This window comes from Gilvimarinus sp. F26214L, assembly GCF_054401055.1.
Window position 1 is genome coordinate 286,372 of record NZ_JBTIYG010000001.1, and the last position, 25,228, is coordinate 311,599.

Annotated in this window: 22 protein-coding genes and 3 tRNA genes; 15 read left to right on the top strand and 10 right to left on the bottom strand. The window is 59.3% G+C overall.

What is annotated here, in order from left to right; all coding sequences use genetic code 11:
- Positions 1–47: 47 nt before the first annotated feature.
- Positions 48–2,387 carry a DNA translocase FtsK gene (locus tag ACURWW_RS01175; RefSeq protein WP_445615182.1) on the bottom strand — a complete coding sequence of 780 codons (2,340 nt, stop codon included), beginning with the start codon at positions 2,385–2,387 and terminating at the stop codon, positions 48–50.
- A gap of 376 nt (positions 2,388–2,763) precedes the next feature.
- Between ACURWW_RS01175 and trxB the strand changes: the two genes are divergently transcribed.
- The 4 genes from trxB (at position 2,764) to infA (ending at position 5,596) form a co-directional block, all read left to right on the top strand.
- Complete coding sequence (gene trxB / locus ACURWW_RS01180) at positions 2,764–3,711, top strand: thioredoxin-disulfide reductase (RefSeq protein WP_445615183.1); 948 nt, start codon at positions 2,764–2,766, stop codon at positions 3,709–3,711.
- 82 nt (positions 3,712–3,793) lie between these two features.
- A complete protein-coding gene (aat, locus tag ACURWW_RS01185; RefSeq protein ID WP_445615184.1) occupies positions 3,794–4,546 on the top strand; it encodes a leucyl/phenylalanyl-tRNA--protein transferase in 753 nt (250 codons plus the stop codon).
- A complete protein-coding gene (locus tag ACURWW_RS01190; protein WP_445615185.1) occupies positions 4,539–5,246 on the top strand; it encodes an arginyltransferase in 708 nt (235 codons plus the stop codon). The genes aat and ACURWW_RS01190 overlap by 8 nt, the downstream gene beginning before the upstream one ends.
- A gap of 131 nt (positions 5,247–5,377) precedes the next feature.
- Positions 5,378–5,596, top strand: a complete 219-nt coding sequence (gene infA / locus ACURWW_RS01195) for a translation initiation factor IF-1 (protein WP_445615186.1) — start codon at positions 5,378–5,380, stop codon at positions 5,594–5,596.
- Between the two features lie 212 nt (positions 5,597–5,808).
- Here the strand turns inward: infA and clpA are convergent, their stop codons facing one another.
- Together clpA and clpS are read right to left on the bottom strand one after the other, a co-directional pair.
- Positions 5,809–8,109, bottom strand: a complete 2,301-nt coding sequence (clpA, locus tag ACURWW_RS01200; protein ID WP_445615187.1) for an ATP-dependent Clp protease ATP-binding subunit ClpA — start codon at positions 8,107–8,109, stop codon at positions 5,809–5,811.
- A gap of 32 nt (positions 8,110–8,141) precedes the next feature.
- On the bottom strand, positions 8,142–8,522 hold the full coding sequence (clpS, locus tag ACURWW_RS01205; RefSeq protein WP_445615188.1) for an ATP-dependent Clp protease adapter ClpS: 381 nt from the start codon (positions 8,520–8,522) through the stop codon (positions 8,142–8,144).
- Positions 8,523–8,858: 336 nt separating this feature from the next.
- Between clpS and ACURWW_RS01210 the strand changes: the two genes are divergently transcribed.
- Positions 8,859–9,125, top strand: coding sequence for a cold-shock protein (locus ACURWW_RS01210; protein WP_445615189.1), 267 nt, complete (start codon positions 8,859–8,861; stop codon positions 9,123–9,125).
- An 80-nt stretch (positions 9,126–9,205) separates the two neighbouring features.
- On the opposite strand, the gene icd is transcribed toward ACURWW_RS01210, so the two are convergent.
- A complete protein-coding gene (gene icd, locus ACURWW_RS01215) occupies positions 9,206–10,459 on the bottom strand; it encodes an NADP-dependent isocitrate dehydrogenase (RefSeq protein ID WP_445615190.1) in 1,254 nt (417 codons plus the stop codon).
- Between the two features lie 213 nt (positions 10,460–10,672).
- On the opposite strand from icd, the gene ACURWW_RS01220 reads away from it, so the two are divergent.
- The 6 genes from ACURWW_RS01220 to ACURWW_RS01245 all read left to right on the top strand — a co-directional run bounded on the left by ACURWW_RS01220 (position 10,673) and on the right by ACURWW_RS01245 (position 15,593).
- Complete coding sequence (locus ACURWW_RS01220) at positions 10,673–11,227, top strand: pseudouridine synthase (protein WP_445615191.1); 555 nt, start codon at positions 10,673–10,675, stop codon at positions 11,225–11,227.
- Positions 11,228–11,337: 110 nt separating this feature from the next.
- Positions 11,338–11,781, top strand: coding sequence for an NUDIX hydrolase (locus tag ACURWW_RS01225; protein ID WP_445615192.1), 444 nt, complete (start codon positions 11,338–11,340; stop codon positions 11,779–11,781).
- Positions 11,782–11,810: 29 nt separating this feature from the next.
- A complete protein-coding gene (mnmA, locus tag ACURWW_RS01230; RefSeq protein ID WP_445615193.1) occupies positions 11,811–12,935 on the top strand; it encodes a tRNA 2-thiouridine(34) synthase MnmA in 1,125 nt (374 codons plus the stop codon).
- Between the two features lie 18 nt (positions 12,936–12,953).
- Positions 12,954–13,592, top strand: a complete 639-nt coding sequence (hflD, locus tag ACURWW_RS01235) for a high frequency lysogenization protein HflD (RefSeq protein ID WP_445615194.1) — start codon at positions 12,954–12,956, stop codon at positions 13,590–13,592.
- A 109-nt stretch (positions 13,593–13,701) separates the two neighbouring features.
- Positions 13,702–15,075, top strand: a complete 1,374-nt coding sequence (purB, locus tag ACURWW_RS01240) for an adenylosuccinate lyase (protein ID WP_445615195.1) — start codon at positions 13,702–13,704, stop codon at positions 15,073–15,075.
- Positions 15,076–15,086: 11 nt separating this feature from the next.
- On the top strand, positions 15,087–15,593 hold the full coding sequence (locus ACURWW_RS01245) for a DUF7931 domain-containing protein (RefSeq protein WP_445615196.1): 507 nt from the start codon (positions 15,087–15,089) through the stop codon (positions 15,591–15,593).
- A 139-nt stretch (positions 15,594–15,732) separates the two neighbouring features.
- Here the strand turns inward: ACURWW_RS01245 and fabD are convergent, their stop codons facing one another.
- The 3 genes from fabD to ACURWW_RS01260 form a co-directional block, all read right to left on the bottom strand.
- Positions 15,733–16,593, bottom strand: coding sequence for an ACP S-malonyltransferase (gene fabD, locus ACURWW_RS01250; protein ID WP_445615197.1), 861 nt, complete (start codon positions 16,591–16,593; stop codon positions 15,733–15,735).
- A 75-nt stretch (positions 16,594–16,668) separates the two neighbouring features.
- Positions 16,669–18,840 carry a malate synthase G gene (locus tag ACURWW_RS01255; protein WP_445615198.1) on the bottom strand — a complete coding sequence of 724 codons (2,172 nt, stop codon included), beginning with the start codon at positions 18,838–18,840 and terminating at the stop codon, positions 16,669–16,671.
- 197 nt (positions 18,841–19,037) lie between these two features.
- The gene (locus tag ACURWW_RS01260) at positions 19,038–19,973 is read right to left on the bottom strand and encodes a LysR family transcriptional regulator (RefSeq protein ID WP_445615199.1); all 936 of its coding nucleotides are present in this window, start codon (positions 19,971–19,973) and stop codon (positions 19,038–19,040) included.
- A 175-nt stretch (positions 19,974–20,148) separates the two neighbouring features.
- Here ACURWW_RS01260 and ACURWW_RS01265 point away from each other — a divergent pair, with 175 nt between their 5' ends.
- Entirely contained in the window at positions 20,149–21,741 is a 1,593-nt protein-coding gene (locus ACURWW_RS01265; protein ID WP_445615200.1) for an isocitrate lyase, read from the top strand.
- Positions 21,742–21,888: 147 nt separating this feature from the next.
- Here ACURWW_RS01265 and ACURWW_RS01270 read toward each other — a convergent pair.
- The 3 genes from ACURWW_RS01270 to ACURWW_RS01280 form a co-directional block, all read right to left on the bottom strand.
- Positions 21,889–21,964 (bottom strand) — tRNA-His (locus ACURWW_RS01270).
- Positions 21,965–22,034: 70 nt separating this feature from the next.
- Positions 22,035–22,111, bottom strand: a tRNA-Arg gene (locus ACURWW_RS01275).
- A gap of 262 nt (positions 22,112–22,373) precedes the next feature.
- Positions 22,374–22,450 (bottom strand) — tRNA-Pro (locus ACURWW_RS01280).
- Positions 22,451–22,610: 160 nt separating this feature from the next.
- On the opposite strand from ACURWW_RS01280, the gene folD reads away from it, so the two are divergent.
- Genes folD through ACURWW_RS01295 form a run of 3 tightly spaced genes read left to right on the top strand, consistent with a single transcriptional unit; the run spans position 22,611 to position 25,222 of the window.
- Positions 22,611–23,465: a bifunctional methylenetetrahydrofolate dehydrogenase/methenyltetrahydrofolate cyclohydrolase FolD gene (folD, locus tag ACURWW_RS01285; RefSeq protein WP_445615201.1), complete on the top strand. Its 855-nt coding sequence runs from the start codon at positions 22,611–22,613 to the stop codon at positions 23,463–23,465.
- Positions 23,466–23,489: 24 nt separating this feature from the next.
- Positions 23,490–24,191 carry a pseudouridine synthase gene (locus ACURWW_RS01290; protein WP_445615202.1) on the top strand — a complete coding sequence of 234 codons (702 nt, stop codon included), beginning with the start codon at positions 23,490–23,492 and terminating at the stop codon, positions 24,189–24,191.
- On the top strand, positions 24,188–25,222 hold the full coding sequence (locus tag ACURWW_RS01295; RefSeq protein WP_445615203.1) for a class I SAM-dependent methyltransferase: 1,035 nt from the start codon (positions 24,188–24,190) through the stop codon (positions 25,220–25,222). Before ACURWW_RS01290 ends, ACURWW_RS01295 begins: the two co-directional genes overlap by 4 nt.
- The last annotated feature ends 6 nt before the right edge of the window (positions 25,223–25,228 follow it).

Consider the following 25,228-nt stretch of genomic DNA (forward strand, 5'->3'; position numbering starts at 1 on the left):
GAATGTCCGTTGTATTGCTTGAGTCCCGTTACAGTTCGGGTGGTGTGTTAGCGTTTTGGCGGCGGAGGCGCAAGCACCTCCCGGTTGCCATTGGCTCCCATTTCCGACACGACGCCGGCCAGTTCCATGGCCTCGATCAACCGCGCTGCGCGGTTGTAGCCGATGCGCAGTTTACGCTGCACCGAGGAAATGGATGCCCGGCGTGACTCGGTGACAAATTCCACCGCTTCGTCGTACAAGGGGTCCGACTCGCTGTCTCCCCCCTCCCCGTCGGACTCGGTCGCCATGCCCGGGACCGGAATGCTGTTGTTGCTCTCGTCCACGATGCCGTCGATGTAGTTGGGCTCGCCACGCTGCTGCCAGTCTGCAACAACCCGGTGGACCTCCGCATCGTCCACGAAGGCACCGTGAACCCGCTGGGGCACGCTGGTGCCCGGCGGGAGATACAGCATGTCTCCGTGCCCGAGCAACTGCTCGGCCCCCCCCTGGTCGAGAATCGTTCGGGAGTCCACCTTGGACGAGACCTGAAACGCGATTCGGCTGGGAACGTTGGCCTTGATCAACCCGGTAATCACATCGACCGAGGGCCGCTGCGTGGCCAGAATCAGATGAATACCGGCGGCTCTTGCTTTTTGAGCGATCCGCGCAATCAGTTGTTCCACCTTCTTACCGACGATCATCATCATGTCGGCAAATTCGTCGATCACCACCACAATATTGGGCAGAGTGTCCAGCTCCGGCGCGGTGGCCACCTCCTCGCCCGCTTCGAAATGCTCGTCGGGGTTCCAGAGTGGGTCCATGATGGGGTTGCCGGCCTTGCGTGCCTCTTCAATCTTGCGATTGAAGCCAGCCAGGTTACGGACACCCAGCGCGGCCATCAATTTGTAGCGCCGCTCCATCTCACCCACGCACCAGCGCAGGCCGTTGGCGGCGTCCTTCATGTCGGTAATCACCGGCGTAAGCAGGTGGGGGATCCCCTCGTACACCGAGAGCTCGAGCATTTTCGGGTCGACCAGTATGAGCCGGAGTTCCTTTGGCGTGGCTTTGTAGAGAAAGCTCAGCAACATGACGTTAATGCCGACCGACTTCCCCGAGCCGGTGGTGCCGGCCACCAGCAAGTGGGGCATCTTGGCCAGGTCTGCAATGATGGGCGTGCCGGAAATGTCGTGCCCCAGGGCCAGGGTCAGGGCGGACTTGGCGTTTTCGTACTGGCTGGAGGCGAGCACTTCGCTGAGGCGCACCATTTCCCGGTGCTCGTTGGGGATCTCGATACCCATGACCGATTTGCCCGGGATGACCTCCACCACGCGTACGCTGATTACAGCCAGGGAGCGCGCCAGATCCTTGGCCAGGTTGGAGATGCGGCTGGCTTTCACACCCGGCGCGGGCTGGATTTCAAAGCGCGTGACCACCGGCCCGGGCTGGACCGACACCACCTCCACGGAGATGCCGAAATCCTGCAATTTGAGCTCCAGCAGACGGGACATGGCTTCCAGGGATTCCTTCGAATAACCCTTGTCGTCCTGCTTGTCCGCCGCATCCAGCAAGCTGATCTTGGGCAGTTCACCGCTGACGGTGCCGGTTTCAAACAGGGAGCCCTGTTTCTCCTTCTGTACACGAACGCTGGGGGTCGATTTTTTCGGGACCTCGGCGATGGTCGGAGGGACTCGCTCGGCCTGTCGGGCGACCTGCTTCTCAACTGTTATGCGACGCTCCTTCTGGGCGCGGCGGGCCTGACGCCTCTCCTCCCGTTCGTGCTTCCAGCGGCGCAGGCGATCGACCCCCTTGCGCCAGAGCGCGAGGGCGAAGCGGCCAATGGCGTCCATCAGGCGCAGCCAGGAAAGATCCGTAAAAATGGTCATCCCGAACAGGAAAATGGCGGTAAGCACCAGAGTTCCGCCCACAAAACTCAGGGCCGCTTCCACGGCCTCGGCGATTTCTGCCCCGAGGATCCCGCCATGGGAGAACGGAAGTTCAGATGGATGCGAGCCGTAGTGCAGCGAGGCCAGACCCGTACCCGCCACCATGACCAGGCTGAGGCCCACCGCTCTGAGACTGAACAGAACGCCATCGAAACCCTCTTCACTGTCGCGCAGCTTGAATACACGCCAGGCCTGGTAGCCGAGCATGAAGGGAAAGAGATAAGACAGATAGCCGAAAAGAGAGAGGAATACGTCAGCAACCCAGGCGCCTGCGGGCCCGGCAACATTGGCCACCCCGTCACCGGTGCCGGTGCTGGACCAACCCGGATCCTCGGGGTTGTAACTCATCAGGGCGAGCAGCAGGTAAAGGCAGACGGCGGCGAAGCCGATCAGCATGCCTTCCTTGATGCGCAGGCTGGCACCACTGAGGGTTGGAGACGCATTGGCTGAGCTGTTGCCTTTCAAAGCGAATGTCCTTTATACAGCAGGTACATGAATGGGGTGAATGGAACTCCCGGCAGCGCAGCACGCTCTCTGGAGCGTATGACACGGGAAATACACGGGATCAGGTCGTGGTTGAGATAGGGCTACGATAACACACATTCAGCGCCAGGAAAGCGAATAGTATCATGGGCTTAGAAGCCACTTTAAAAATTGACGCCAGCTTGTTTTTTAAGCATTATCTATCAGGATCAAAAACTGAATAGCGGCTCACAATCGTAGTAATTGGGGCATACAATTAGCACCGCTAGCGAAGCTGTAGTGTAATAGGGCGAATCACATCGCTGCACTCTGCCAGAACTTCGATGTCCATAAACAACCAGATACTCAGGAAGGTGAAATGAGCGAAGCCAAGCATCACCGCTTAATCATTCTCGGATCCGGCCCCGCCGGCTACACAGCGGCGATCTACGCCGCCCGGGCCAACCTCAATCCGGTGATCATCACCGGCATGCAGCAGGGTGGACAGCTCACCACCACCACCGAGGTGGAGAACTGGCCCGGCGGCGTGCCTGACTTGCAGGGTCCGGACCTGATGGTGCAGATGCAGCAGCACGCGGAGCGCTTCGACACCCAGATTATCTTCGACCACATCAACAGCTGCGATCTGTCCCAGCGTCCGTTCACCCTCAAGGGCAGTGACACCTATACCTGCGATGCCCTGGTGATCGCGACCGGCGCCTCGGCGCAATACTTGGGCCTGCCCTCCGAAGAAGCGTTCATGGGCCGGGGCGTGAGCGCCTGCGCCACCTGCGACGGGTTCTTCTATCGAAATCAGAAGGTGGCGGTAATCGGTGGCGGAAACACAGCGGTGGAGGAAGCACTTTACCTCTCGAACATTGCCAGTGAAGTGGTGGTGGTTCACCGCCGGGATCAGCTTCGAGCGGAAAAAATTCTTCAGGACCGCCTGCTGGAAAAAGCACGCAACGGTAACGTTACCATGCTCTGGAACCATACTCTGGAGGAGATTGTTGGTGATGATGCGGGCGTGACCGGCATGCGTGTCAAACACACTCAGAGCGGCGAAGTCACGCAGCACGATCTCCAGGGTGTATTCATCGCCATTGGCCACAAGCCCAACACGGACATCTTCGAAGGACAATTGGAAATGGCGGGTGGCTACATCAAGATTCGCAGCGGGCTCGAAGGCAACGCGACGGCGACCAGTGTTCCGGGCGTTTTCGCCGCCGGAGATGTCAGCGATCATATCTACCGGCAGGCGGTTACATCTGCAGGCTCTGGCTGCATGGCTGCACTGGACGCGGAAAAATACCTGGACGAACTCTGAATGCGTCCGGGCTCTCCATGTGCGCGCCGCCCTCTCACGCCGAGTGGCGCGGCGCCCCGCATACGATCCAGTCTGCCGTGAAATGATCCACCTCCCCTGGCTCGCTGCCGACAGCCTGGAGTTTCCACCGCCCGAGCAGGCTCTGCCGGAGCCGAATGGCCTGCTTGCCGCAGGTGGCGATCTCTCCCCTGCCCGCCTCCTGGAAGCTTACCGGCAGGGTATTTTCCCCTGGTACGAAGAAGGCCAACCCATCCTTTGGTGGACCCCGGAACCACGCACGATCCTGCGTCCCGGTGCAGTTCACATCTCCCGCAGTCTGCGCAAGGTCCTCCGGCGGCGGGAATTCACGGTCACCGCTGATGAGTGCTTCGCGCAGGTGATAGCGGCCTGTGCAGAACCCCGGGACGGCGTGTCCGGCACCTGGATCACCCCGGAAATGAACCAGGCCTATAAAGACCTCCACCGCTTGGGTCACGCCCATTCCATTGAAGTCTGGCGCAACGGCGAGTTGGTGGGCGGCCTGTATGGAGTTTCCATCGGGCAGGCGTTTTTTGGGGAATCCATGTTCTCCCGATGCAGCAACGCCTCGAAGATAGCCCTTGTGCATCTGGCCCATCAGCTCGAGCAGTGGAACTTCGGTGTGATCGATTGCCAGATCGAGAGCGAGCATCTCTTGTCCATGGGCGCCGAGAACGTGCCACGAACTGTTTTCCAGGGCTTGTTGCGCAACTATACTGGGGCGGACTCGCCGGCTTTTCCAGCTCCCCGGAGCTGGACCGGCCTCTGGGATTCGGACCCGGCCAATATACCGCTCGTCGAGGCTTCAAGTGACTGACCTGTCGTCCATTCGCCTGCTGGCCACCCATCCGCACCCCTGCAGCTACCTGCCGGAGGAGGACGCAACGACGGTCTTCGTCGATCCCGCACAACCCATGAACGGCGAGCTGTATCGCCAGCTTTCGGAGCTTGGCTTTCGCCGCAGCGGTGGGCACGTGTACCGGCCCCAGTGCGCCGCATGTCAGGCCTGCATACCGGCGCGAATCCCCGTGTCCGGGTTCCGCCCGAACCGCCGGCAGAAACGCTGCTGGAAGCGCAATCAGGATCTGAGCATCAGGGACGTGGGCTCCATCGACAGCCGCGAACACTACGAGCTGTACGCCCGCTACATCACCGAACGCCACCGGGATGGCGATATGTACCCCCCGAGCCGCAGCCAGTTCCGAACCTTTCTCACCAGCGAATGGGGAATCACCCGCTTCCTCGAGATGCGGCTGGAGAATCGGCTGATTGCCGTAGCCGTTTGCGACCAGATCGACAACGCGTTCTCGGCGGTATATACCTATTTTGACCCCGACTTCCATTCCCGAAGCCTGGGCAGCTACGCGATTCTGCTCCAGATTGAGCGCGCCCGACAGGAAGGTCTCCACTACGTCTACCTGGGCTACTGGATCAAGGCGAGCCCCAAGATGAGCTACAAGTCCGAGTATCGCCCCTTCGAGGTTCTGATCAATCACCGCTGGACCCTTCTGCGCTGACAGAACCGGCCCGGCACGACCATGAAATCCACTTGAACCTTGGAAGCGAGCCGCTTTTAGGGCACAATTCACGGCTGCTCGCGACGCGAGCCCACAACCTGACGACGGGATGACTGGAGAAGTAACGACCTATGGCGAAAGAAGACCATATTGAACTGGAAGGTGAGGTGATCGACACCCTGCCCAATACCACCTTCCGGGTGAAGCTGGAGAACGGGCACGTTGTGACCGCGCACATATCCGGCAAGATGCGCAAGAACTACATCCGGATTCTGACCGGCGACAAAGTGAAGGTGGAAATGACACCGTACGACCTGAGCAAAGGTCGAATTACCTACCGCGCCCGCTGAGATCCCTTCGGCCGGGCCTCGACCCTCTCCTCGCAACGCCTGATCTTCATCAGCGAGATCAAACAAACGAGAATGCAACGCCCGGAAGGCGCGTGAATCCATTCAGCGCGGCCTCGCCCTGACTAAGTTCTGCGGCGACTCAAAAAAAAGAGCCGAACATGCGTTCGGCCCTTGGTTCCTGCTCTTGCTGTCCTAAACGGCCTTTTGTGGTACTAGGCTTTCACGCCATCCGACGATGCCTTGTCGGCGGTCGATTCGATCTCGATATGCAGTTCATCGTTCTTCACCGACACGAAGACCTCACCGCCATTTTCGGATAATTCGCCAAACAGCACCGCTTCCGCCAGAGGCTTTTTCAGGGAGTCCTGAATCAGTCTCGCCATGGGACGCGCGCCCATCTTCTCGTCGTAGCCGTGAGTGGCGAGCCATTCTCGCGCGTCGTCATCGACGCTCAGGTGAACCCGCTTGTCATCAAGCTGGGACTGCAACTCCACCAGAAATTTGTCAACTACCGTGCGAATGACCTCCCGCGGCAGACGACCGAACTGGACGATGGCATCGAGACGGTTCCGGAACTCAGGGGTAAACATCTTGTTGATGGCTTCCATCTCGTCCGTGGAATGATCCTGCTCCGTGAAGCCGATGGAACGGCGACTCAGCATTTCCGCTCCGGCGTTTGTGGTCATGATCAGTACCACGTTGCGGAAGTCGGCCTTGCGCCCGTTGTTGTCCGTCAGCGTACCGTGGTCCATGACCTGCAGCAGGATATTGAAAACCTCGGGATGGGCCTTTTCGATTTCATCGAGCAGCACAACGCTGTGCGGATGCTTGGTGACCTGCTCGGTCAGCAGACCGCCCTGGTCGAAACCGACGTAGCCGGGAGGCGCGCCGATCAGGCGGGACACCGTATGTCGCTCCATGTACTCGGACATATCAAAGCGAATCAGCTCCACGCCCATGGCCTTCGCCAACTGCTTGCACAACTCGGTCTTGCCCACCCCGGTGGGACCGGCAAAGAGGAATGAACCCACCGGCTTGTCAGCAATGCCCAACCCGGCGCGGGACATTTTGATGGCCGTGGCGAGGGTGTCGACCGCCTTGTCCTGGCCGAATACCGTCATCTTCAATGTCTTGTCGAGCTTCTGCAGCAGCTCCTTGTCGGAGGACGAAACATTCTTGGGCGGAATTCGCGCGATCTTGGCGACCACCTGCTCCACGTCCTGAACACCCACCAGCTTTTTGCGCTTGCTCTTGGGCAACAGTTGCTGGTAGGCCCCCACCTCATCGATCACATCAATGGCCTTGTCGGGCAGATAGCGGTCGCTGATGTAGCGGGCCGACAGATCGGCCGCCGCGCGCAGTGCGCTGTCCGTGTAACGGAGGTTATGGTGTGACTCGAAGCGGCTCTTGAGGCCCTTCAAGATCTGGTAGGCCTCATCAGCCGTAGGCTCGTTCACGTCGATCTTCTGAAAGCGGCGGGACAGCGCCCTGTCCTTTTCGAACACACCGCGATATTCCTGGAACGTGGTGGAACCGATGCACCGCAATTCACCGGAGCTCAGCAAGGGCTTGAGGAGATTGGACGCATCCATGACCCCGCCGGACGCCGCGCCGGCGCCGATGATGGTGTGAATCTCGTCGATGAAGAGAATGGAGTTTTCCTGCCGCTTGAGTTGGGCGAGCAGGCCTTTGAAACGCTTTTCGAAATCCCCGCGATACTTGGTACCCGCCAGGAGCGAGCCCAGATCCAGGGAATAGACCACACTGCTGGCAAGCACTTCCGGGACATCGCCTTCCACAATTCGCTTCGCCAGCCCTTCGGCAATCGCCGTCTTGCCCACACCGGCCTCGCCCACCAGGAGCGGGTTATTCTTGCGACGGCGAGACAGAATCTGACACACCCGCTCAACCTCGAGCTCGCGCCCGACCAGCGGATCGATACGGCCCAGCATCGCCTCCTCGTTGAGGTTGGTGGCATAGGCCTCGAGGGGGTTCTGGCTGCTGCCCTCCCCGGATTGGAGCCCCTCTTCATCGTGCTGCTCGTGGCTCGAATCCATATTGCCATTGGAGTGGCCGGCCATCTTGGAAATACCGTGGGTGATGAAATTCACCACATCAATGCGGGCAATGCTCTGCTGCTTCAAATAGAAGACGGCCTGGCTCTCCTGCTCACTGAAAATGGCCACCAGAACGTTGGCGCCGGTGACCTCATTCTTGCCGGAGGATTGAACGTGGAAAACCGCCCGCTGCAACACTCTCTGGAACCCCAGGGTGGGCTGGGTCTCCCGTTCAGTATCATGTTCGGGTATCAGTGGTGTGGTGGAATCTACAAACTCCACCAGATCATTACGAAGATTCGCCAGGTCAGCTCCGCAAGCGCGCAGTACGTGCGCGGCAGACTCGTTGTCGATCAGCGCCAACAACAAGTGTTCGACCGTCATGAACTCATGACGCTTGGAACGCGCACCTTTGAAGGCAAGATTTAAGGTGACTTCTAAATCTTTGCTCAACATCTTTTAAAACCTCAACAATTTGGCTCCATCCGTTACTCGTCATCTTCACCGGACGCTTCGATCTCACACAACAAAGGGTGCTGATTATCCCTGGCATACTGGTTGACTTGTGCCGCTTTTGTTTCGGCTATGTCCCGAGTGAAGACACCGCACACTGCTTTTCCTTGTGTATGGACTTGGAGCATGATTCGGGTCGCTTGTTCGCGATCCATGGCGAAAAACATTTCCAGCACCTCGACGACGAAGTCCATCGGCGTGTAGTCGTCGTTCAGCATGACAACCTTGTACATCGGTGGCCGTTTGAGGCGGGGCTTTTCCTCCTCTACGGCAAGGTCTCCGTCACGGTCGAAGTCCGGATGTTCCGGCTCGCCGTCCTTGTGTGATCTCAGGTGGTTATAGTGCAGATTACCCATGGATTCGTTTGACAACTTCCTGGCTGGCTCGATTCCGCGACAGTGTACCCCAATCTTTGGGCAAGGGTCCGGCAATCAAGGTCTTGACATGAAAGCGTGAGTTCGCTACAAGGTGGACAACTTCTGAACTATCAGGAAAAGCTTCAGGCGCCCTCCTCTTTAGTTCTACGAGTTATAAGAAATATAGCCTAATAGAAACTTGCGTCCACAGAGGGCCAGATTACTCCAGACCAGTTAGGGGCCTGCTCACCTGCCGCACGGCCGCAAGCCGCTCGGACGGGGAGCACTGAAACTGAAACGGAGCTTTTGGTGGACGGTAATGAAAGGATCCAAGCTATGCCGACTGGAACAGTGAAGTGGTTTAACAACGCAAAGGGATACGGGTTTATTCTCCCGGATGACGGCGGCGAAGACCTCTTCGTGCACTACACCTCCATCCTTATGGACGGATACAAGACTCTGAAAGCCGGGCAATCGGTTACTTTTGAAGTAGTACAGGGCGGAAAGGGGCTTCACGCGACCAATATCCAGACCCCTGAGGCAGAGTCCGCTAGCCCGGAACCACAAGTGGAGAGCAGTAATTCCCAACTGGAGCCCTGCTGACCCCTTCTCCTTCGAGCCAATCGCGCTCGGATCTGTGTGCGGCACCGGGTGACCCGGTGCCGCCACCGCACCCCTGCGACTTACATATGGTCGATTACAGCGTCGCCAAAGGCGGAGCAACTCAGCAAGGTTGCGCCATCCATCAGTCGCTCGAAATCATAGGTAACCGTCTTCGCCGCGATAGCGCCGCTCATTCCCTTGATGATCAGATCCGCCGCCTCGTTCCAGCCCAAGTGGCGGAGCATCATTTCGGCGGAAAGTATCAGTGACCCCGGGTTTACCTTGTCCTGGCCTGCATACTTAGGCGCCGTTCCATGGGTGGCTTCGAACATCGCCACGGTGTCCGAGAGGTTTGCCCCCGGGGCAATACCGATACCACCCACCTGGGCCGCCAGCGCGTCGGACAGATAATCACCGTTCAGGTTGAGCGTGGCGATGACACTGTACTCGTCCGGACGCAACAGAATCTGCTGCAGCATCGCGTCAGCGATTACGTCCTTGATCACAATGTCCTTCCCGGTGCGCGGATTCTTGATGGTTTGCCAGGGCCCGCCATCGATTTCCTTGCCGCCGAATTCTTCAGCTGCCAGTTCATAGCCCCAATCGCGGAAGCCACCTTCGGTGAACTTCATGATGTTGCCCTTGTGCACGAGGGTGACTGACGGAAGATCCTGGTCGACCGCGTACTGGATGGCCTTGCGCACCAGGCGCTTGGTGCCTTCCTCGGAAACAGGCTTGATGCCAATGCCGCAATTCTCGGCAAAACGGATCTTGTTGACTCCCATTTCCTCGCGCAGGAATTTGATCACCTTGTTCGCTTCCGGTGAGTCAGCCTGCCATTCGATACCCGCGTAAATATCTTCCGAGTTTTCACGGAAGATCGCCATGTCGACCTTGCCAGGCTCCTTGACCGGGGAAGGCACACCGGTGAACCAGCGCACCGGGCGCAGGCACACAAACAGGTCCATCTCCTGGCGGAGTGCAACGTTCAGGGAACGAAATCCTCCGCCGACCGGAGTTGTCAGCGGCCCCTTGATGCTGACTACATAATCTTTGACAGCTTCGAGAGTCTCCTCGGGGAACCAGTTGCCGTCGTATTTATCCGCCGCTTTTTCACCACAGTAAACTTCCATCCAGGAAATGGCCTTCTCGCCGTTATAGGCTTTCTGAACAGCAGCGTCGGTGACCTTGATCATTGCGGGGGTGATGTCGGTGCCAATTCCATCGCCTTCGATGAAGGGGATGATCGGCCGATTGGGGACATTCAGGGAATGGTCTTTATTTACTGTAATTTTTTCGCCTTCACTCGGGACTTGAATATGTTGGTACCCCATTACACTCTCCGTCACTGACAAATGGAAGATTCAATTTACAGAATACCGGCGCGCGAAGTAAGCTCCCGGCCCCTGTCGACTTGCGTTGCGATGCGCGGATTATACCACTGGACGCCGCGGATTGTTATCTGAGCCATTTCGCCAAACTCGTTGGTTCTTAATATCCGACAATTGATTACCGCACAGCATGAGTGCAAGGGAGAGCGGATAACTGTGGCAAAACTTGTCCTGCTGAACAAACCCTACGGAGTCCTCAGTCAATTCACGGACCGGGAGGATCGCCCAACCCTGTCCACCTACGTGCAGGTGCCCGACGTTTATCCGGCAGGCCGCCTCGATCTGGACTCCGAGGGCTTACTGCTGCTCACCGACGACGGAAAAGTCCAGCAATGGATCAGCAATCCGCGCAGCAAACAGGAAAAATTCTACTGGGCTCAGGTTGAGGGATGCCCGGACACCGCTGCTCTGCAACAGCTGGCTCAGGGGGTCGAGCTCAAGGATGGGATGACGCGCCCGGCCCGGGTTCGACTGATCGATCCGCCGCCAGTGTGGCCCCGCAATCCGCCGATTCGCCAGCGCGCCAATCAGCCAACGAGCTGGCTCGAGATCATCATCAGGGAAGGTCGCAATCGCCAGGTGCGGCGTATGACCGCCGCCATCGGCCATCCGACTCTGCGCCTCATTCGCCATCGCATTGGTCCATGGACGCTCGACTCTCTCCGTCCCGGGGAGTCGCGGACCGAGGTCCTGCACCTGCCGAAGCGATGACCAACCGCGCGGCCCTGTCCCGGCGGCCGGGGCCGGGCCGTGTGCTATACTCGCGCACTTTGCCTGGCGCCGGACTCCTCGTCGCCGGCGATACATCGAAGGTATGATTCATGCGTTGGTGCCCCCATGTTACCGTTGCCGCTGTGGTGGAACGGCAGAACCGCTTTCTGATGGTTCGCGAACGGTCGGAAACTGGACAACTCGTCTATAACCAACCGGCAGGCCATCTCGAGGAAGGCGAATCCCTTCTGCAGGCAGTGGTCCGCGAGACATTGGAGGAAACCCGCTGGCAGGTAAGCCCCAGTGCCGTTCTGAGCATTCGCATGTTTACCTCGCCTGCAAATCAAGTGACCTACCTTCGCACCAGTTTCGTGGCCGAACCCCTGGCTCATTACCCCGAGTACAATATCGATCAGGGTATTGAAGAGGCTGTCTGGATGTCGGAGGAGGAGATCGTCCAGAAGCAGCACGAATTGCGCAGCGAACTGGTGCTGCAATCGATCCGCGATTATCGCGCGGGCAAGCGCTTCCCTCTTGAACTGTTGGGAAGCTGAAGGAGAACCCCCGGCCAGTACGATTTCTTATGAGCAAACCTACCCGAGTCATTGTTGGTCTTTCAGGCGGCGTGGATTCGTCCGTCGCGGCCCTGCTGCTCAAGCAACAGGGTTACCAGGTGGAAGGCCTGTTCATGAAGAACTGGAACGACGACGATGGAACAGAATACTGCACGGCACGGGAGGATCTGCTGGACGCCATGCAGGTAGCTCAGCAACTGGACATCGAGCTACACACGGTCAACTTTGCCGAAAGCTACTGGGACCATGTATTCGAGCACTTCCTCACCGAATACCGCGCCGGCCGCACCCCGAATCCCGACATTCTCTGCAATCGGGAGATCAAGTTCAAAGCCTTCCTGGACCACGCTCTGACCCTCGGCGCTGACTACATCGCCACCGGGCACTACGTGCGCCGCCAGAACCTGGACGGTCGCAGCTACCTGCTCAAAGGGCTCGACTCCAACAAAGACCAGAGCTACTTCCTGCACGCGGTGCCGGAGGGGGCCCTGGCCCGCTCGCTGTTTCCCGTCGGGGAACTGACCAAACCCCAGGTGCGCGCGCTGGCGAAAGAGATGGGCCTGGCGACCCAGGCAAAGAAGGACAGCACTGGGATCTGCTTCATCGGTGAGCGCAAGTTCAAGGATTTTCTGCAGCGTTACATCCCCGCTCAACCGGGTGAGATTCGCAGCCTGGACGGCGCCAGAGTCGGCGAGCACAGCGGCTTGATGTATCACACCATCGGCCAGCGCCAAGGGCTCGGCATCGGCGGTGTTAAAGGAGCCAACGAAGCTCCCTGGTATGTGGTGGACAAGGACCTGGAACACAACATCCTGCTGGTGGCGCAGGGCGACCATCCAGCACTCTACAAACCGGCGCTGATTGCCCGGCAAGCGTGCTGGATCAATGGGGCCCCGGATTCCGGCAGCCTCCGTTGTGCCGCCAAGATCCGCTACCGCCAAAGCGATCAGAACTGTGAGGTGACTGTGAATGGGGACGAGTTGCTGGTGCGCTTCGACGAGCCCCAGCGCGCGGTTACCCCGGGCCAGTCCATCGTGTTCTATGAAGGCGAGCGCTGCCTGGGTGGAGCGGTCATCGAACAGGGGTTGGGCGCGGAGTCCACACCGGACTCTGCAGCTGCCCATGGATCATAAAAGCCAGGGGGCTCCACTTTGAACGGCAAATGGCAAAATCGCACCATCGCACTGGCAGGAATCTTCCAGGCCGCGGCATTGGTGGACCGCCTCGCCACCACCGGCTACCTGCAAAAGGAGGAATTCCGCACCTGCGTGGAGAGCCTCCTGGAACAAAACCCCTCCAGCACGCTGGCCACCTACGGAGGTGAACTGGCCCGGCTTGAGCTGGGGCTCCAGGCCATGGTGGACAGCCTTGGCGGATTGCGCCGGGATTCCACTCAGCAGTGCCTGCGCTACATGCTCGGCATCATGCACCTCCAGCAAAAGCTCAATGGCCGCAACGACCTGCTGTCCGTTATCGGCACGCGAATCGCCCAGGCCCGCCAGCAGGCTGAACACTTCGAGAGCACCCACGACAACGTCATAGCCAACCTGGCGGACCTGTACACCGACACCATCAGTACCTTCCGTTTCCGTATTCATGTGCGCGGCGAAGCAACCTACCTGCAACAGCAGCGGGTCGCCAACCAGGTGCGTACCCTGCTCTTCGCCGGGATTCGCTCCGCCATGCTCTGGCATCAGGTCGGCGGTCGCCGATGGCACGTCATCGTCTACCGCAAGCGCCTGCTGGCGGAGGCGACCGAACTACTGGGACAGGCCAAGCCGAATTTCTGACATTCCCGGCCCGACATCAGTGGCGGCATAGGGGAAAAGCGTCGGGCTTTCCGGTATCATGCCGCCCTTTCCAGCCCTTCATCCCAACTGCGACACGCGACAGATCATTATGGAATTATCAGCGCTCACAGCCATTGCCCCCATCGACGGCCGATACGGGAGCAAAACCCGGAATTACCGCCCCATCTTCAGCGAGTTCGGCCTGATGCATCGCCGGGTGGAAGTGGAAGTCCGCTGGCTCCAATGTCTTGCCGCCCACCCGGACATTCCCGAGGTCCCGGCATTCTCCCAGGCGAGCCAGGATTTGCTGAACCGGCTCGTGAGCGAATTCACCCTGGCGGACGCCCAGCGCATCAAGGACATCGAAGCCACCACCAACCACGACGTCAAGGCGGTGGAGTACTTCATCAAGGAGCGGATTCGCGACGCCGGTGCGGAAGCGTTGATGGCCGTGGACGAGTACGTGCACTTCGCCTGCACCTCCGAAGACATCAACAACCTGTCCCACGCCCTCATGCTGCGGGCCGGACGGGATGAAGTCCTGCTACCGCAGCAGGAGGCGATCGTCGCCGCCATTCGCCAGCTCGCCTATCAGTTTGCGGACCAGCCCATGCTGTCCCGGACCCACGGCCAAACCGCATCCCCGACCACAGTGGGCAAGGAAATGGCGAATGTGGTGGCCCGGCTGGAACGGCAGGTGCAGCAGATCCGATCCGTGGAGATCCTCGGCAAGATCAACGGCGCGGTCGGCAACTACAATGCCCACCTTGCCGCCTATCCGCAGGTGGACTGGCAAGCCAATGCGAAGGCCTTCGTGGAAAGTCTGGGGCTGTGCTGGAACCCCTACACGACACAGATCGAGCCCCACGATTACATGGCGGAACTTTTCGACGCCATCGCCCGCTTCAACACCATCCTGATCGACTTCAACCGGGACGTATGGGGCTACATTTCACTGGGCTACTTCAAGCAGAAGCTCAAGGAAGGCGAGATCGGCTCCTCCACAATGCCCCACAAGGTCAACCCGATCGATTTCGAAAACTCCGAAGGTAACCTCGGGATTGCCAACGCCCTTTTCGGGCATCTCGCCCTGAAGCTGCCCATTTCCCGCTGGCAGCGGGACCTGACCGACTCCACTGTACTCCGCAACATGGGTGTGGGCTTTGGCTACAGCGAGATTGGCTACGCGGCAACTCTGAAGGGTATCGGAAAACTGGAACTCAATGTCGCACGGCTGGACGAAGATCTGAATGAGGCCTGGGAAGTTCTGGCGGAGCCGATCCAGACCATTATGCGCCGTCACGGCGTCGAAAAGCCTTACGAAAAACTGAAGGAACTGACTCGCGGTCGCGCAGTCACCCAAGCGGTGATGGCGGATTTCATTGACCAACTGGACGTTCCGGATGAGGCCAAGGCGGCCATGCGCAAACTGAGCCCAATGAATTACACGGGCAACGCCGGCGAGCAGGCAAAAAAAGTATAACAGGAACCCCGATGAAAGAGCGCCAGTCCGACACCGACGAGCAGCTTTTTCTTCTGGAGGACGTGGAGGCTTTCGCCCACCACGCCCTCCGGGTCGCCACCCGGGCGCGCCGCGAAATGGTCCTGTTGAGCGGCACCCTGGACCCGATCCTCTTCGATCACGCCGGTTTCGCCGATGCGATCTCGGCCCTGGCTCGCAGTGATCGAAACGCGCGTGTTCGTATCCTGGTGAAGCAGGTCCATCCCCTGATCGAACGTGGCCACCGCCTGCTGGAATTGTCCCGACGCCTCAGCAGCAAGGTGGAGATAAGAAAGCTCACGATTGAGCCGGAGAACGACGCCGAGTCCTACCTGATCGGCGATCGGGACAAGCTGCTCTATCAGCATGAGCCGCGCGAATATCAGGGGTTTGCGAACTATAATGCGGGGCCGGAGGTCCGTCCGATCCTGGAGGTATTCGACCAGCTCTGGGCACGTCACAGCGAGCAGAGTCCGGCCTTGCGCCGGCTGGTCATCTGAGTTTCACACGCCATTCACCGTCCCGGTTTGTGCTTCACCTCACCGCCCTGCTTCGGGCTGCGTCGATGGAGGCGTGGGTCCTGCCTGCGGCTCGAAGCGAGCACGCAGGACAGAACTTCCGGCTTGAAACCGCAGCCGGTCAATCAATCTGCTTGATCAACTTGGTGAGCACCTTGCCGGGTCCCAACTCCTCGAAGTCCATTTCGCCCAGCCCTTTCAGGTAGCGGATGCTCTGGGTCCACTGCACGGAACCGGAGATCTGCCGCACCAGCAGTTCCTTGATTGCCGCGTCCGCGCTCTCCGTGGGATAAGGTTCTCCGGTGACGTTGGCAATCACAGGGCGCTCCAGTGCCTTGAACTGGTAGCCCTTAAGAAACTCGGCAAACTCATCGGCCGCCGCCTGCATGTACCGGGAGTGAAAGGCCGCACTGACCGGCAGAACCTTGTAGAGCTTCGCACCGGCCTCTTTGAATCCGGGCTGTGCTGCTTCAAGCTCCGGCAGCGGTCCCGAAATCACGGTTTGGGCAGGAGAGTTGTAGTTGGCCACATCGATCCCGGACAAGTCGTCATTGTCCGACAGGACCTTGTTGATCTGCTCGGCGCTCAGGCCGATCACCGCAGCCATGCCGCCGTCCTTCGCCTGGCCCATCAGCGCACCGCGCTTGCGCACGAGCTCAACACCGGTCACCAGATCAAAGGCTCCTGCCGCCAGCAGGGCGTTGTACTCGCCCAGACTATGGCCAGCCAGATAATCCGCCTGCTCCCCTTCCCCCTTACGCTTAAAAAAATACAGCGCGTTGACCACAAACAGAGCCGGTTGGGTAAACTGAGTCAGGTTGAGTTCATCCCGTGGATCGTCCAGGCACAGCTCCCGAATGGAATAGCCCAGAACCTCATCGATCCGGGCCTCGGCCTCACGGAATTCAGGCACCTGATCGAAGAGCTCTTTGCCCATACCCTTGCTCTGCGAGCCCTGGCCGGGAAATACAAATGCACGCATTATTCTTTACCCCTGTCTAAACGAACGGCGGCGATTCACTTCCGTGAATCGCCGCCCGCATTGTAATACTTTTCTCTAGCAGCTTTTGTGCTTCGCCTCCAATCGCCGCGCATGCAGCCGCGGCTCGGTATAGCCGTTGGGCTGTCTGGTGCCGTCGAACACCAGGTCGCACGCAGCCTGAAAGGCGACACTGCCATCGAAATCCGGAGCCATTGATCGATACGACGGATCGCCCGCGTTTTGCTGGTCCACTACCCTGGCCATGCGCTCCAGGGTTTCGCGAACCTGCTCGGAGGTGCAGACGCCGTGGTGCAGCCAGTTGGCAATATGCTGGCTGGAAATCCGCAGGGTCGCGCGGTCTTCCATCAGGCCCACGTCGTTGATGTCCGGGACCTTGGAGCAGCCAACGCCCTGGTCGATCCAGCGGACCACATAACCGAGGATGCCCTGGGCGTTGTTGTCCAGTTCACGCTGGATGTCCTCGGCGCTGAGCCGGGACGGGTCGGCCATGACCGGCAGTGTCAGGATGTCGTCGACACTGGCGGGCGTGCGTTGCTTGAGTTCTTCCTGCCGGGCGAACACGTCGACCTGGTGGTAGTGGATGGCATGGAGCACTGCCGCCGTTGGGGAGGGTACCCAGGCGGTGTTGGCGCCCGCCCTGGGGTGGCCGATCTTCTCTTCCAGCATGCGCGCCATCAGGTCCGGCATGGCCCACATTCCCTTGCCAATCTGGGCCTTGCCCTGCAGCCCGCAGGCCAGGCCTACGTCCACATTGTTGTCTTCATAAGCTTTGATCCACGCGGTGCCCTTCATTTCCGATTTGGGGATCATGGGGCCCGCTTCCATGCTGGTGTGGATCTCGTCCCCGGTACGGTCGAGAAAGCCGGTATTGATGAAGGCGACCCGTTCTTTCGCAGCGCGAATGCACTCTTTCAAGTTGACCGTGGTACGGCGCTCCTCGTCCATGATGCCTACTTTGATGGTGTTCGCGGGCAGATCCAGGGCCTGCTCCACGCGGCCGAAGAGTTTGCAGGCAAAGGCCACTTCTTCCGGGCCATGCATCTTCGGCTTCACGATGTAGATGTTGCCGTTGCGGCTGTTGCCCAGCTTGTTGGTCTTGCGCACGTCGACAATGGCGATGGCGCTGGTGATCACCGCATCCATGATGCCTTCGTAGATCTCCTCGCCCTGGCTGTCGATGATGGCCTCGTTGCGCATCAGGTGGCCCACGTTGCGCACGAACAACAGGCTGCGACCATGCAAGGTGAATGCGCTGCCGTCCGGTGCGGTGAAGGGCCGGTCCTCGTTCAGGCGACGGGTCATGGCCTGCCCGCCCTTGTTGAAGGTTTCTTCCAGGTCACCGTTAATCAGGCCCAGCCAGTTTCGGTACACCTCCACCTTGTCTTCCGCGTCCACTGCGGCGATGGAATCCTCGCAATCCTGGATGGTGGTTACGGCCGCTTCCAGAATCACATCCTTGACGCCAGCCGTGTCAGTCTGACCGATGGGCGAGGAGGGATCGATCTGGATTTCAATGTGCAGGCCGTTGTTCTTGAGCAGAATGGAATCGGGCTGGTCAGCCGCGCCCGTGTAGCCCACGAACTTTTCGGGATTGGCCAAAGCAGTGCTGCCTTCGGCAAGGGTCATCTTCAGCTGGCCATTTTCCACGCTGTAGCTGCGCACGTCCCGATGGCTGCCGTCCGCAAGGGGCGCGGCCTCGTCGAGAAAGTTGCGGGCAAAGGCGATGACCTTGTCACCGCGAACGGGATTGTAGCCGCCGGCACGGGTCGCTCCGTCGTCTTCGGAAATGGCATCGGTACCATAAAGGGCGTCATACAAACTGCCCCAGCGAGCGTTGGAGGCATTGAGCGCGAAGCGGGCGTTCTTGACCGGTACCACCAATTGCGGACCTGCCTGTTCGGCGATTTCCGTATCCACATTGGCTGTACTGACCTGAAAGTCCTCACCTTCCGGAACCAGGTAGCCAATCTCCTGCAGGAAGGCCTTGTAGGCGGCCGGGTCCACCGGCCCGGGGTTCGCCTTGTGCCAGGCATCGATCCTGGCCTGGATCTCGTCACGCTTCTTCAGCAGAGCCGTGTTTTCCGGTGACAGTTCGTTGACGATCGCTTCGAACTCGGTCCAGAAGCGGCCTTCTTCCAGGCCCAATTTCGGAAGCACTTCCGTGTTGACGAAGTCCGCCAGTTGTCGAGCAACCTGCAAACCACCGATTTGGATGCGATCTGTCATGTCCATCTACCTTATGCGTTCGTTCGATGAGTGGGAGCGGGGTTGGTCCAGGCACGCGACCGGCCCGCCGGAGCGGGTCGGGATACTATCGGCTCAAGGACTATTTCGCCAGCTACTGGACTTAATGACCGCTATCAGCGTGATGAATTCTGCTGATCTCCAACACGCGCACGGGGCTGTGCCGCAGTGGCATTTGCCTAGATGGTTTTGGCCACCCGCATGATCAGGCGGCGCATCCACTGGTGGGCCGGGTTGTGCTGCAGGAGCGGGCTCCAGGCCATTTTCAACTCAAAGGCCGGCACCTCGAATGGCGTCGGCTGTACCACCACCCGCGGGTTGTCCCGCTGCAGTTCGGCCGCCTTGCTGGGAATGGTGACGACCAGATCCTTCTGTTCCGCAAGCAGCATGGCCGCCTGATAGTGGCGAGTGAAGACGGAAATCCGCCGCTTGCGGCCCTGCTTGCGAAGGGCCTCGTCCACCCATCCCAGGCGTTGCTCATCCTTGGGGTTGATTCCGACCCCGACCCCCATACCGGTCTTGCTGACCCAGACATGGTGGGCGCCCAGATAAGCCTCCAGGTCAAAGTTCTCGAGCACCGGGTTATCGACACTCATCAGGCAGACGTACTGATCCTCCCAAACGGTATTCTGGTGGAAGGACTGGGGCATGCTGTCAAAGCGATTGATGACCATGTCCACCCTGCCCTGCTCCACGTCCAGAAAGCTCACGTCGCTTGGGGTAAGGATGTCCAGGCTCACCCCCGGAGCGGTTTCCCGCAGCTCCGTCAATAAAGGGGGGATCAGAGTCGACTCCGTGTAGTCACTGGCCATGATCCGAAATACCCGCTCGCCTCTGCCTGGCTCGAATGCGGACTTGGGTTGCACGGCTTTCTCGATGTCCACCAGTACGTCGCGCACCAGGGGCGCCAGTTCGGTGGCCCGTTCCGTGGGCGTCATTCCTTCACTGGTGCGCACCAGCAAAGGGTCGTCGAACAACTGGCGCAGCCGACGCAGCCCATTGCTCATGGCGGGCTGACTGATGCCGAGCTGGTTGGCGGCTTTGGTGACATTTCGCTCGCGGAGCAGAACGTCCAGGTAAACGAGGAGGTTGAGATCAATGCGATTGATATTCATGCAGATGGACTTGCCGAGGGGAAGAAAATGGAGGCCAACGAAACCGGTTCTGAATTCACTCTGATAATACTGAAGATAAAAAGTATAAATTAGCTAAATCTTCGCACAGTTAATACACTCCCTCAACTCAAATTTTTGCCCTTGGAATCAACCTCAAGCCCTAAAGGACCAAGCTATGTCAGAGTATTTGAAAGAGATCGACGCGCTTAGCAGCCTGGTGCAAGCGAACAAGACCTGGAATGCGATCAAGCCTGAATATGCGGCCCGCATGCGCGCCCAGAACCGCTTCCACACCGGCCTGGACATCGCTCGCTATACCGCCAAGATCATGCGCCAGGACATGGCCGAGTATGATGCGGACCCCGCTCAGTACACTCAATCCCTGGGCTGCTGGCACGGCTTCATCGGTCAGCAGAAGCTGATCTCCATCAAGAAGCACCTTACCACGACCAAGAAGCGCTACCTCTACCTCTCCGGCTGGATGGTTGCGGCTCTGCGCTCCGAGTTCGGCCCCCTGCCCGACCAGAGCATGCACGAGAAGACTTCTGTTCCGGCGCTGATTGAAGAGCTCTACACCTTCCTCAAGCAGGCCGATGCCCGCGAACTGAACCATCTGTTCCGTGAACTGGACCAGGCCCGCGCTGCCGGCGACAAGGCCCGGGAAACCGAGCTTCTGAACAAGATCGACAACTTCGAAACCCACGTTGTACCGATCATTGCCGACATCGACGCCGGCTTCGGTAACGAAGAAGCCACGTACCTGCTGGCCAAGAAGATGATCGAAGCGGGTGCCTGCTGCATCCAGATCGAGAACCAGGTATCCGACGAGAAGCAGTGTGGTCACCAGGACGGCAAAGTTACTGTTCCCCACGCAGACTTCCTGGCCAAGATCAACGCAGTCCGCTACGCCTTCCTCGAACTGGGCGTTGATGATGGCGTAATTGTAGCCCGTACCGACTCACTGGGCGCCGGCCTCACCAAGCAGATCGCTGTTACCAACGAACCCGGCGATTTGGGCGACCTGTACAACAGCTTCCTGGACGGCGACTACGTCAACAGCGCTGACGACATTGAAAACGGCGACGTGGTCGTGAAGGCCAATGGCAAGCTGCTCAAGCCCAAGCGCCTGGCCAGTGGCCTGTTCCAATTCCGTCAGGGTACCGGTGAAGACCGCGTGGTTCTGGACTGCATCACCTCGCTGCAAAACGGCGCCGACCTGCTGTGGATCGAAACCGAGAAGCCCCACGTCGGCCAGATCGCGGCCATGGTGAACCGCATCCGCGAAGTCGTGCCCAACGCGAAGCTGGTCTACAACAACTCTCCGTCCTTCAACTGGACCCTGAACTTCCGTCAGCAAGTGTTCGACGCATGGCAGACCGAAGGCAAGGACGTATCCGCCTACAACCGCGACAACCTGATGAGTGCCGAGTACGACGACAGCGAATTGTCCCGTGAAGCCGACGAGAAGATCCGTAGCTTCCAACGAGACGCCTCTCGCGAAGCGGGCATTTTCCACCACCTGATCACTCTGCCCACTTACCACACTGCGGCCCTGTCCACAGACAACCTGGCCAAGGGCTACTTCGCGGACGAAGGCATGCTGGCCTACGTGGAAGGCGTTCAGCGCAAGGAAATCCGCCAGGGTCTGGCTTGCGTGAAGCACCAGGACATGGCTGGATCCAACATGGGCGACGACCACAAGGAGTACTTCGCCGGTGAAGCCGCTCTGAAGGCCTCTGGTGACAACAACACCATGAACCAGTTCTAAAAGTTTCGCAGTTTTGCGATGAGGGCAGCCAATTGGCTGCCCTTTTTTTTGGCTGGAAGATCGAGCGCGAACACACGCGTACGAGCACATCTGCGCACGGCGCGGAATCTGGGCTTACGGGGAGCTGAGGTGCTGAAAAGAGAGAGATGGGGTGGCTGACGGGACTTGAACCCGCGACGACTGGAATCACAATCCAGGGCTCTACCAACTGAGCTACAGCCACCATTGCGCATTGCGAAGATGGTGCCGCGATCATTGCGACCGCACTATTCTACAATATTTCTGGGAGTGAATGGCACGCCCGACAGGATTCGAACCTGTGACCCACGGCTTAGAAGGCCGTTGCTCTATCCAGCTGAGCTACGGGCGCTCAAAATCGATACCGCTGTACTCAGCTTTTTACCTTCCCGACAGGATTGATTCGCATCATCCTGATGCTCACCCCTTCGGGGCAGCCCCACTGCGTGGCGCTGTCCAAATTCGCTCCTGCGAATTTGTCGAACCTGTGACCCACGGCTTAGAAGGCCGTTGCTCTATCCAGCTGAGCTACGGGCGCTCAAATCGATACCGCTGTACTCAGCTTTCTACCTTCCCGACAGGATGATTCGCATCATCCTGAGCGGCTGAAACTCTGGTCGGAGTGGAGGGATTCGAACCCCCGACATCCTGCTCCCAAAGCAGGCGCGCTACCAAACTGCGCTACACTCCGAATCGCCAGAAATGGCCGAATTTCAAGAGGTGCGGATGATACCGGCGCGTACCCATAGCGTCAATGGATTCCTCCTCCTTCTTACCGTTTCAGCCGTGACGGCTCTCCCGGACTATGGGACAATACGCGCCCTCATGCAGGCTCAGGAGAACGACACATCATGGCAGCACTGGTTCTGGACGGAAAGGCTCTGGCACAGAAAACCGAGCAGGAACTCGCCGAGCGGGTCAAGCGGCTGAAAGATCAAAGCGGCGGCCAAACCCCGATTCTCGCTACTATTCTGGTTGGCGACGATCCCGCTTCCGCCACCTATGTGCGCATGAAGGGCAACGCGTGCCAGCGCGTGGGCATGGACTCTCTGAAGGTGGAACTGCCCACCGAGACCACCACACAGCAATTACTGGACAAAATTGCCGAGCTCAATGCCGATCCCAATGTTCACGGCATCCTCCTGCAGCACCCGGTTCCCTCCCAGATCGACGAAGCGGCTTGCTTCAACGCCATCGACATCACCAAGGATGTGGACGGCGTGACCCACCTGGGCTTCGGTCGTATGTCCATGGGGCTGCCCGCCTATGGCAGCGCAACCCCCAAGGGCATCATGCGCCTGCTGGAAGCCTACAACATCCCACTGCAGGGCAAGCACGCGGTGGTGGTCGGCCGCAGCCCCATCCTGGGTAAGCCCATGGCGATGATGCTGCTCAACGCCAACGCCACCGTGACCATCTGCCACTCCCGCACTCAGGACCTCCCCGCCCTGATTCGCCAGGCGGACATTGTTGTGGGTGCGGTCGGGCGGCCGGAACTGATCAAGGCCGAGTGGATCAAGAACGGCGCCGTGGTAGTGGACGCAGGTTTTCACCCCGATGCGGGGCGGGTCGGCGATATCGAACTGGAACCCCTGAAGGACCGCGTTAGCGCCTATACGCCGGTTCCGGGCGGCGTCGGTCCCATGACCATCAACACCCTTATTTACCAAACAGTGGAGTCCGGGGAAAAGACCATTCTCGATTAACTGGATTCCGGGCAGAATCGGTCGATGCGACTGGACAAGTTCCTCAGCCATGCCAGCGGGCTGACCCGCTCCGCCAGCCGCCGGGCCATAAAAGGTGCCGCGGTGCTGGTCAACAATGTGGCGATCACCGATCCGAAATGCGAGGTGGACGACAGCGACACAGTTGTCCTTCACGGCGAGCCCCTGCGCCTGCCCGGCCCGCTTTATCTGATGCTGCACAAACCGGAGGGGTATGTGTCAGCCACTACGGACAGCGAACACCCCACCGTGATCGACTTGCTGAAGGATCTTTCCGACCCGCAACGGAAGGAGCTGTCCATTGCCGGGCGCCTGGACCGCGATACCACAGGCCTGGTACTGCTCAGCAACGATGGCCAGTGGATCCACCGGCTCACCTCGCCCCGCCATCAGCACCCGAAGACCTATGTGGCCGAACTGCACCGCTCGGTTGAGCAGGAAGACATCGAGGCCTTTGCACGAGGCATAATGTTGCGCAGCGAAAGCCGTCCCACCTTGCCGGCGGAGCTCAAACCCCTTCCACACCGCCGTGCGGAAATCACCCTCTACGAAGGCCGCTATCACCAGGTCAAACGCATGTTCGCCGCCACGGGCAACGCAGTGCTGGCCCTGCACCGCAACCGAATCGGCGAGATTCACCTGGACGACGACCTCCCCAAGGGTAGGTACCGGCCACTTTCCGACCAGGAAATCGCGAGCGTCCCGTGAACGACTTCTGCCTGCCATTATTGCTGGACGCCCTGCACCGGTCCCAAGGTCGGACGTTGTGGATTCTCGATGAAAACCTTAGCGCCGGCGATGTCCACGCTGTGCTGCCCCGTCCGGAATTGTACGCAGCTACAAATCGGGTGGACCTGTTCAAGACACTTCGCAAGCGGGGCCTGAACTGCGAGCTTGACGATTTCCTGTTCGACTTCGACCGGTTCAGTTTCGATCACATCATCTACCGGGTGTCCAAGGAAAGAGCCCTGGTCCACCATTGCCTCAACAGTGCCGCACGGCTGCTGAAGACAGATGGAACCCTGCTGCTGATCGGTCAGAAGAACGACGGGATCAAAAACTACGGACGCAAGGCCGGCGAGGTTCTCGGCAGCACTCCGGCAACCCGAAAACACGGAACCTGTTACACCGCCCTGCTTCACAGCCACCCTACGGGCACGACCCTACCGTGCGAGAATTATCCCGAGCTGCGAAAGGTTCAGTCCACGAACCTCGAGTTTTACAGCAAGCCCGGAATCTTCGGCTGGAACAAAATCGACCGCGGCAGCGAGCTGCTGGTGGAGGTTCTGCGGGAGAATGAGCGCGCTTTCAACCTCCGCAGCCGTGTGCTGGATCTGGGCTGCGGCTGGGGCTACCTGCTGCTGACCACCCGCGATCTGCCTTTCTTGGAGCGGGTGGCTACCGATAACAACGTGACCGCCCTGATGGCCGCCGGGAAAAACTTTGCGGACAGTGCGCTGGCAGTGAACATCGTCCCCGACGACTGTGCCGCCGAAATCCCCGGGCCCTTCGAATTGATTCTATGCAACCCGCCCTTTCACCAGGGTTTTTCAGTGAGCGAGGACTTGTCCCGGAAGTTTATCCAGCAGACGCGACGGCTCCTGGCACCGGAGGGGAAAGCGCTATTTGTGGTCAATCAGTTTGTTCCCCTGGAGCGCCTGGCCGCCGATCACTTCGCTCAGGTGAAATTGCTGGCCCATCAGGACGGATTCAAGGTTTTTGCACTGGCCGCCAGCTGAAGTTGC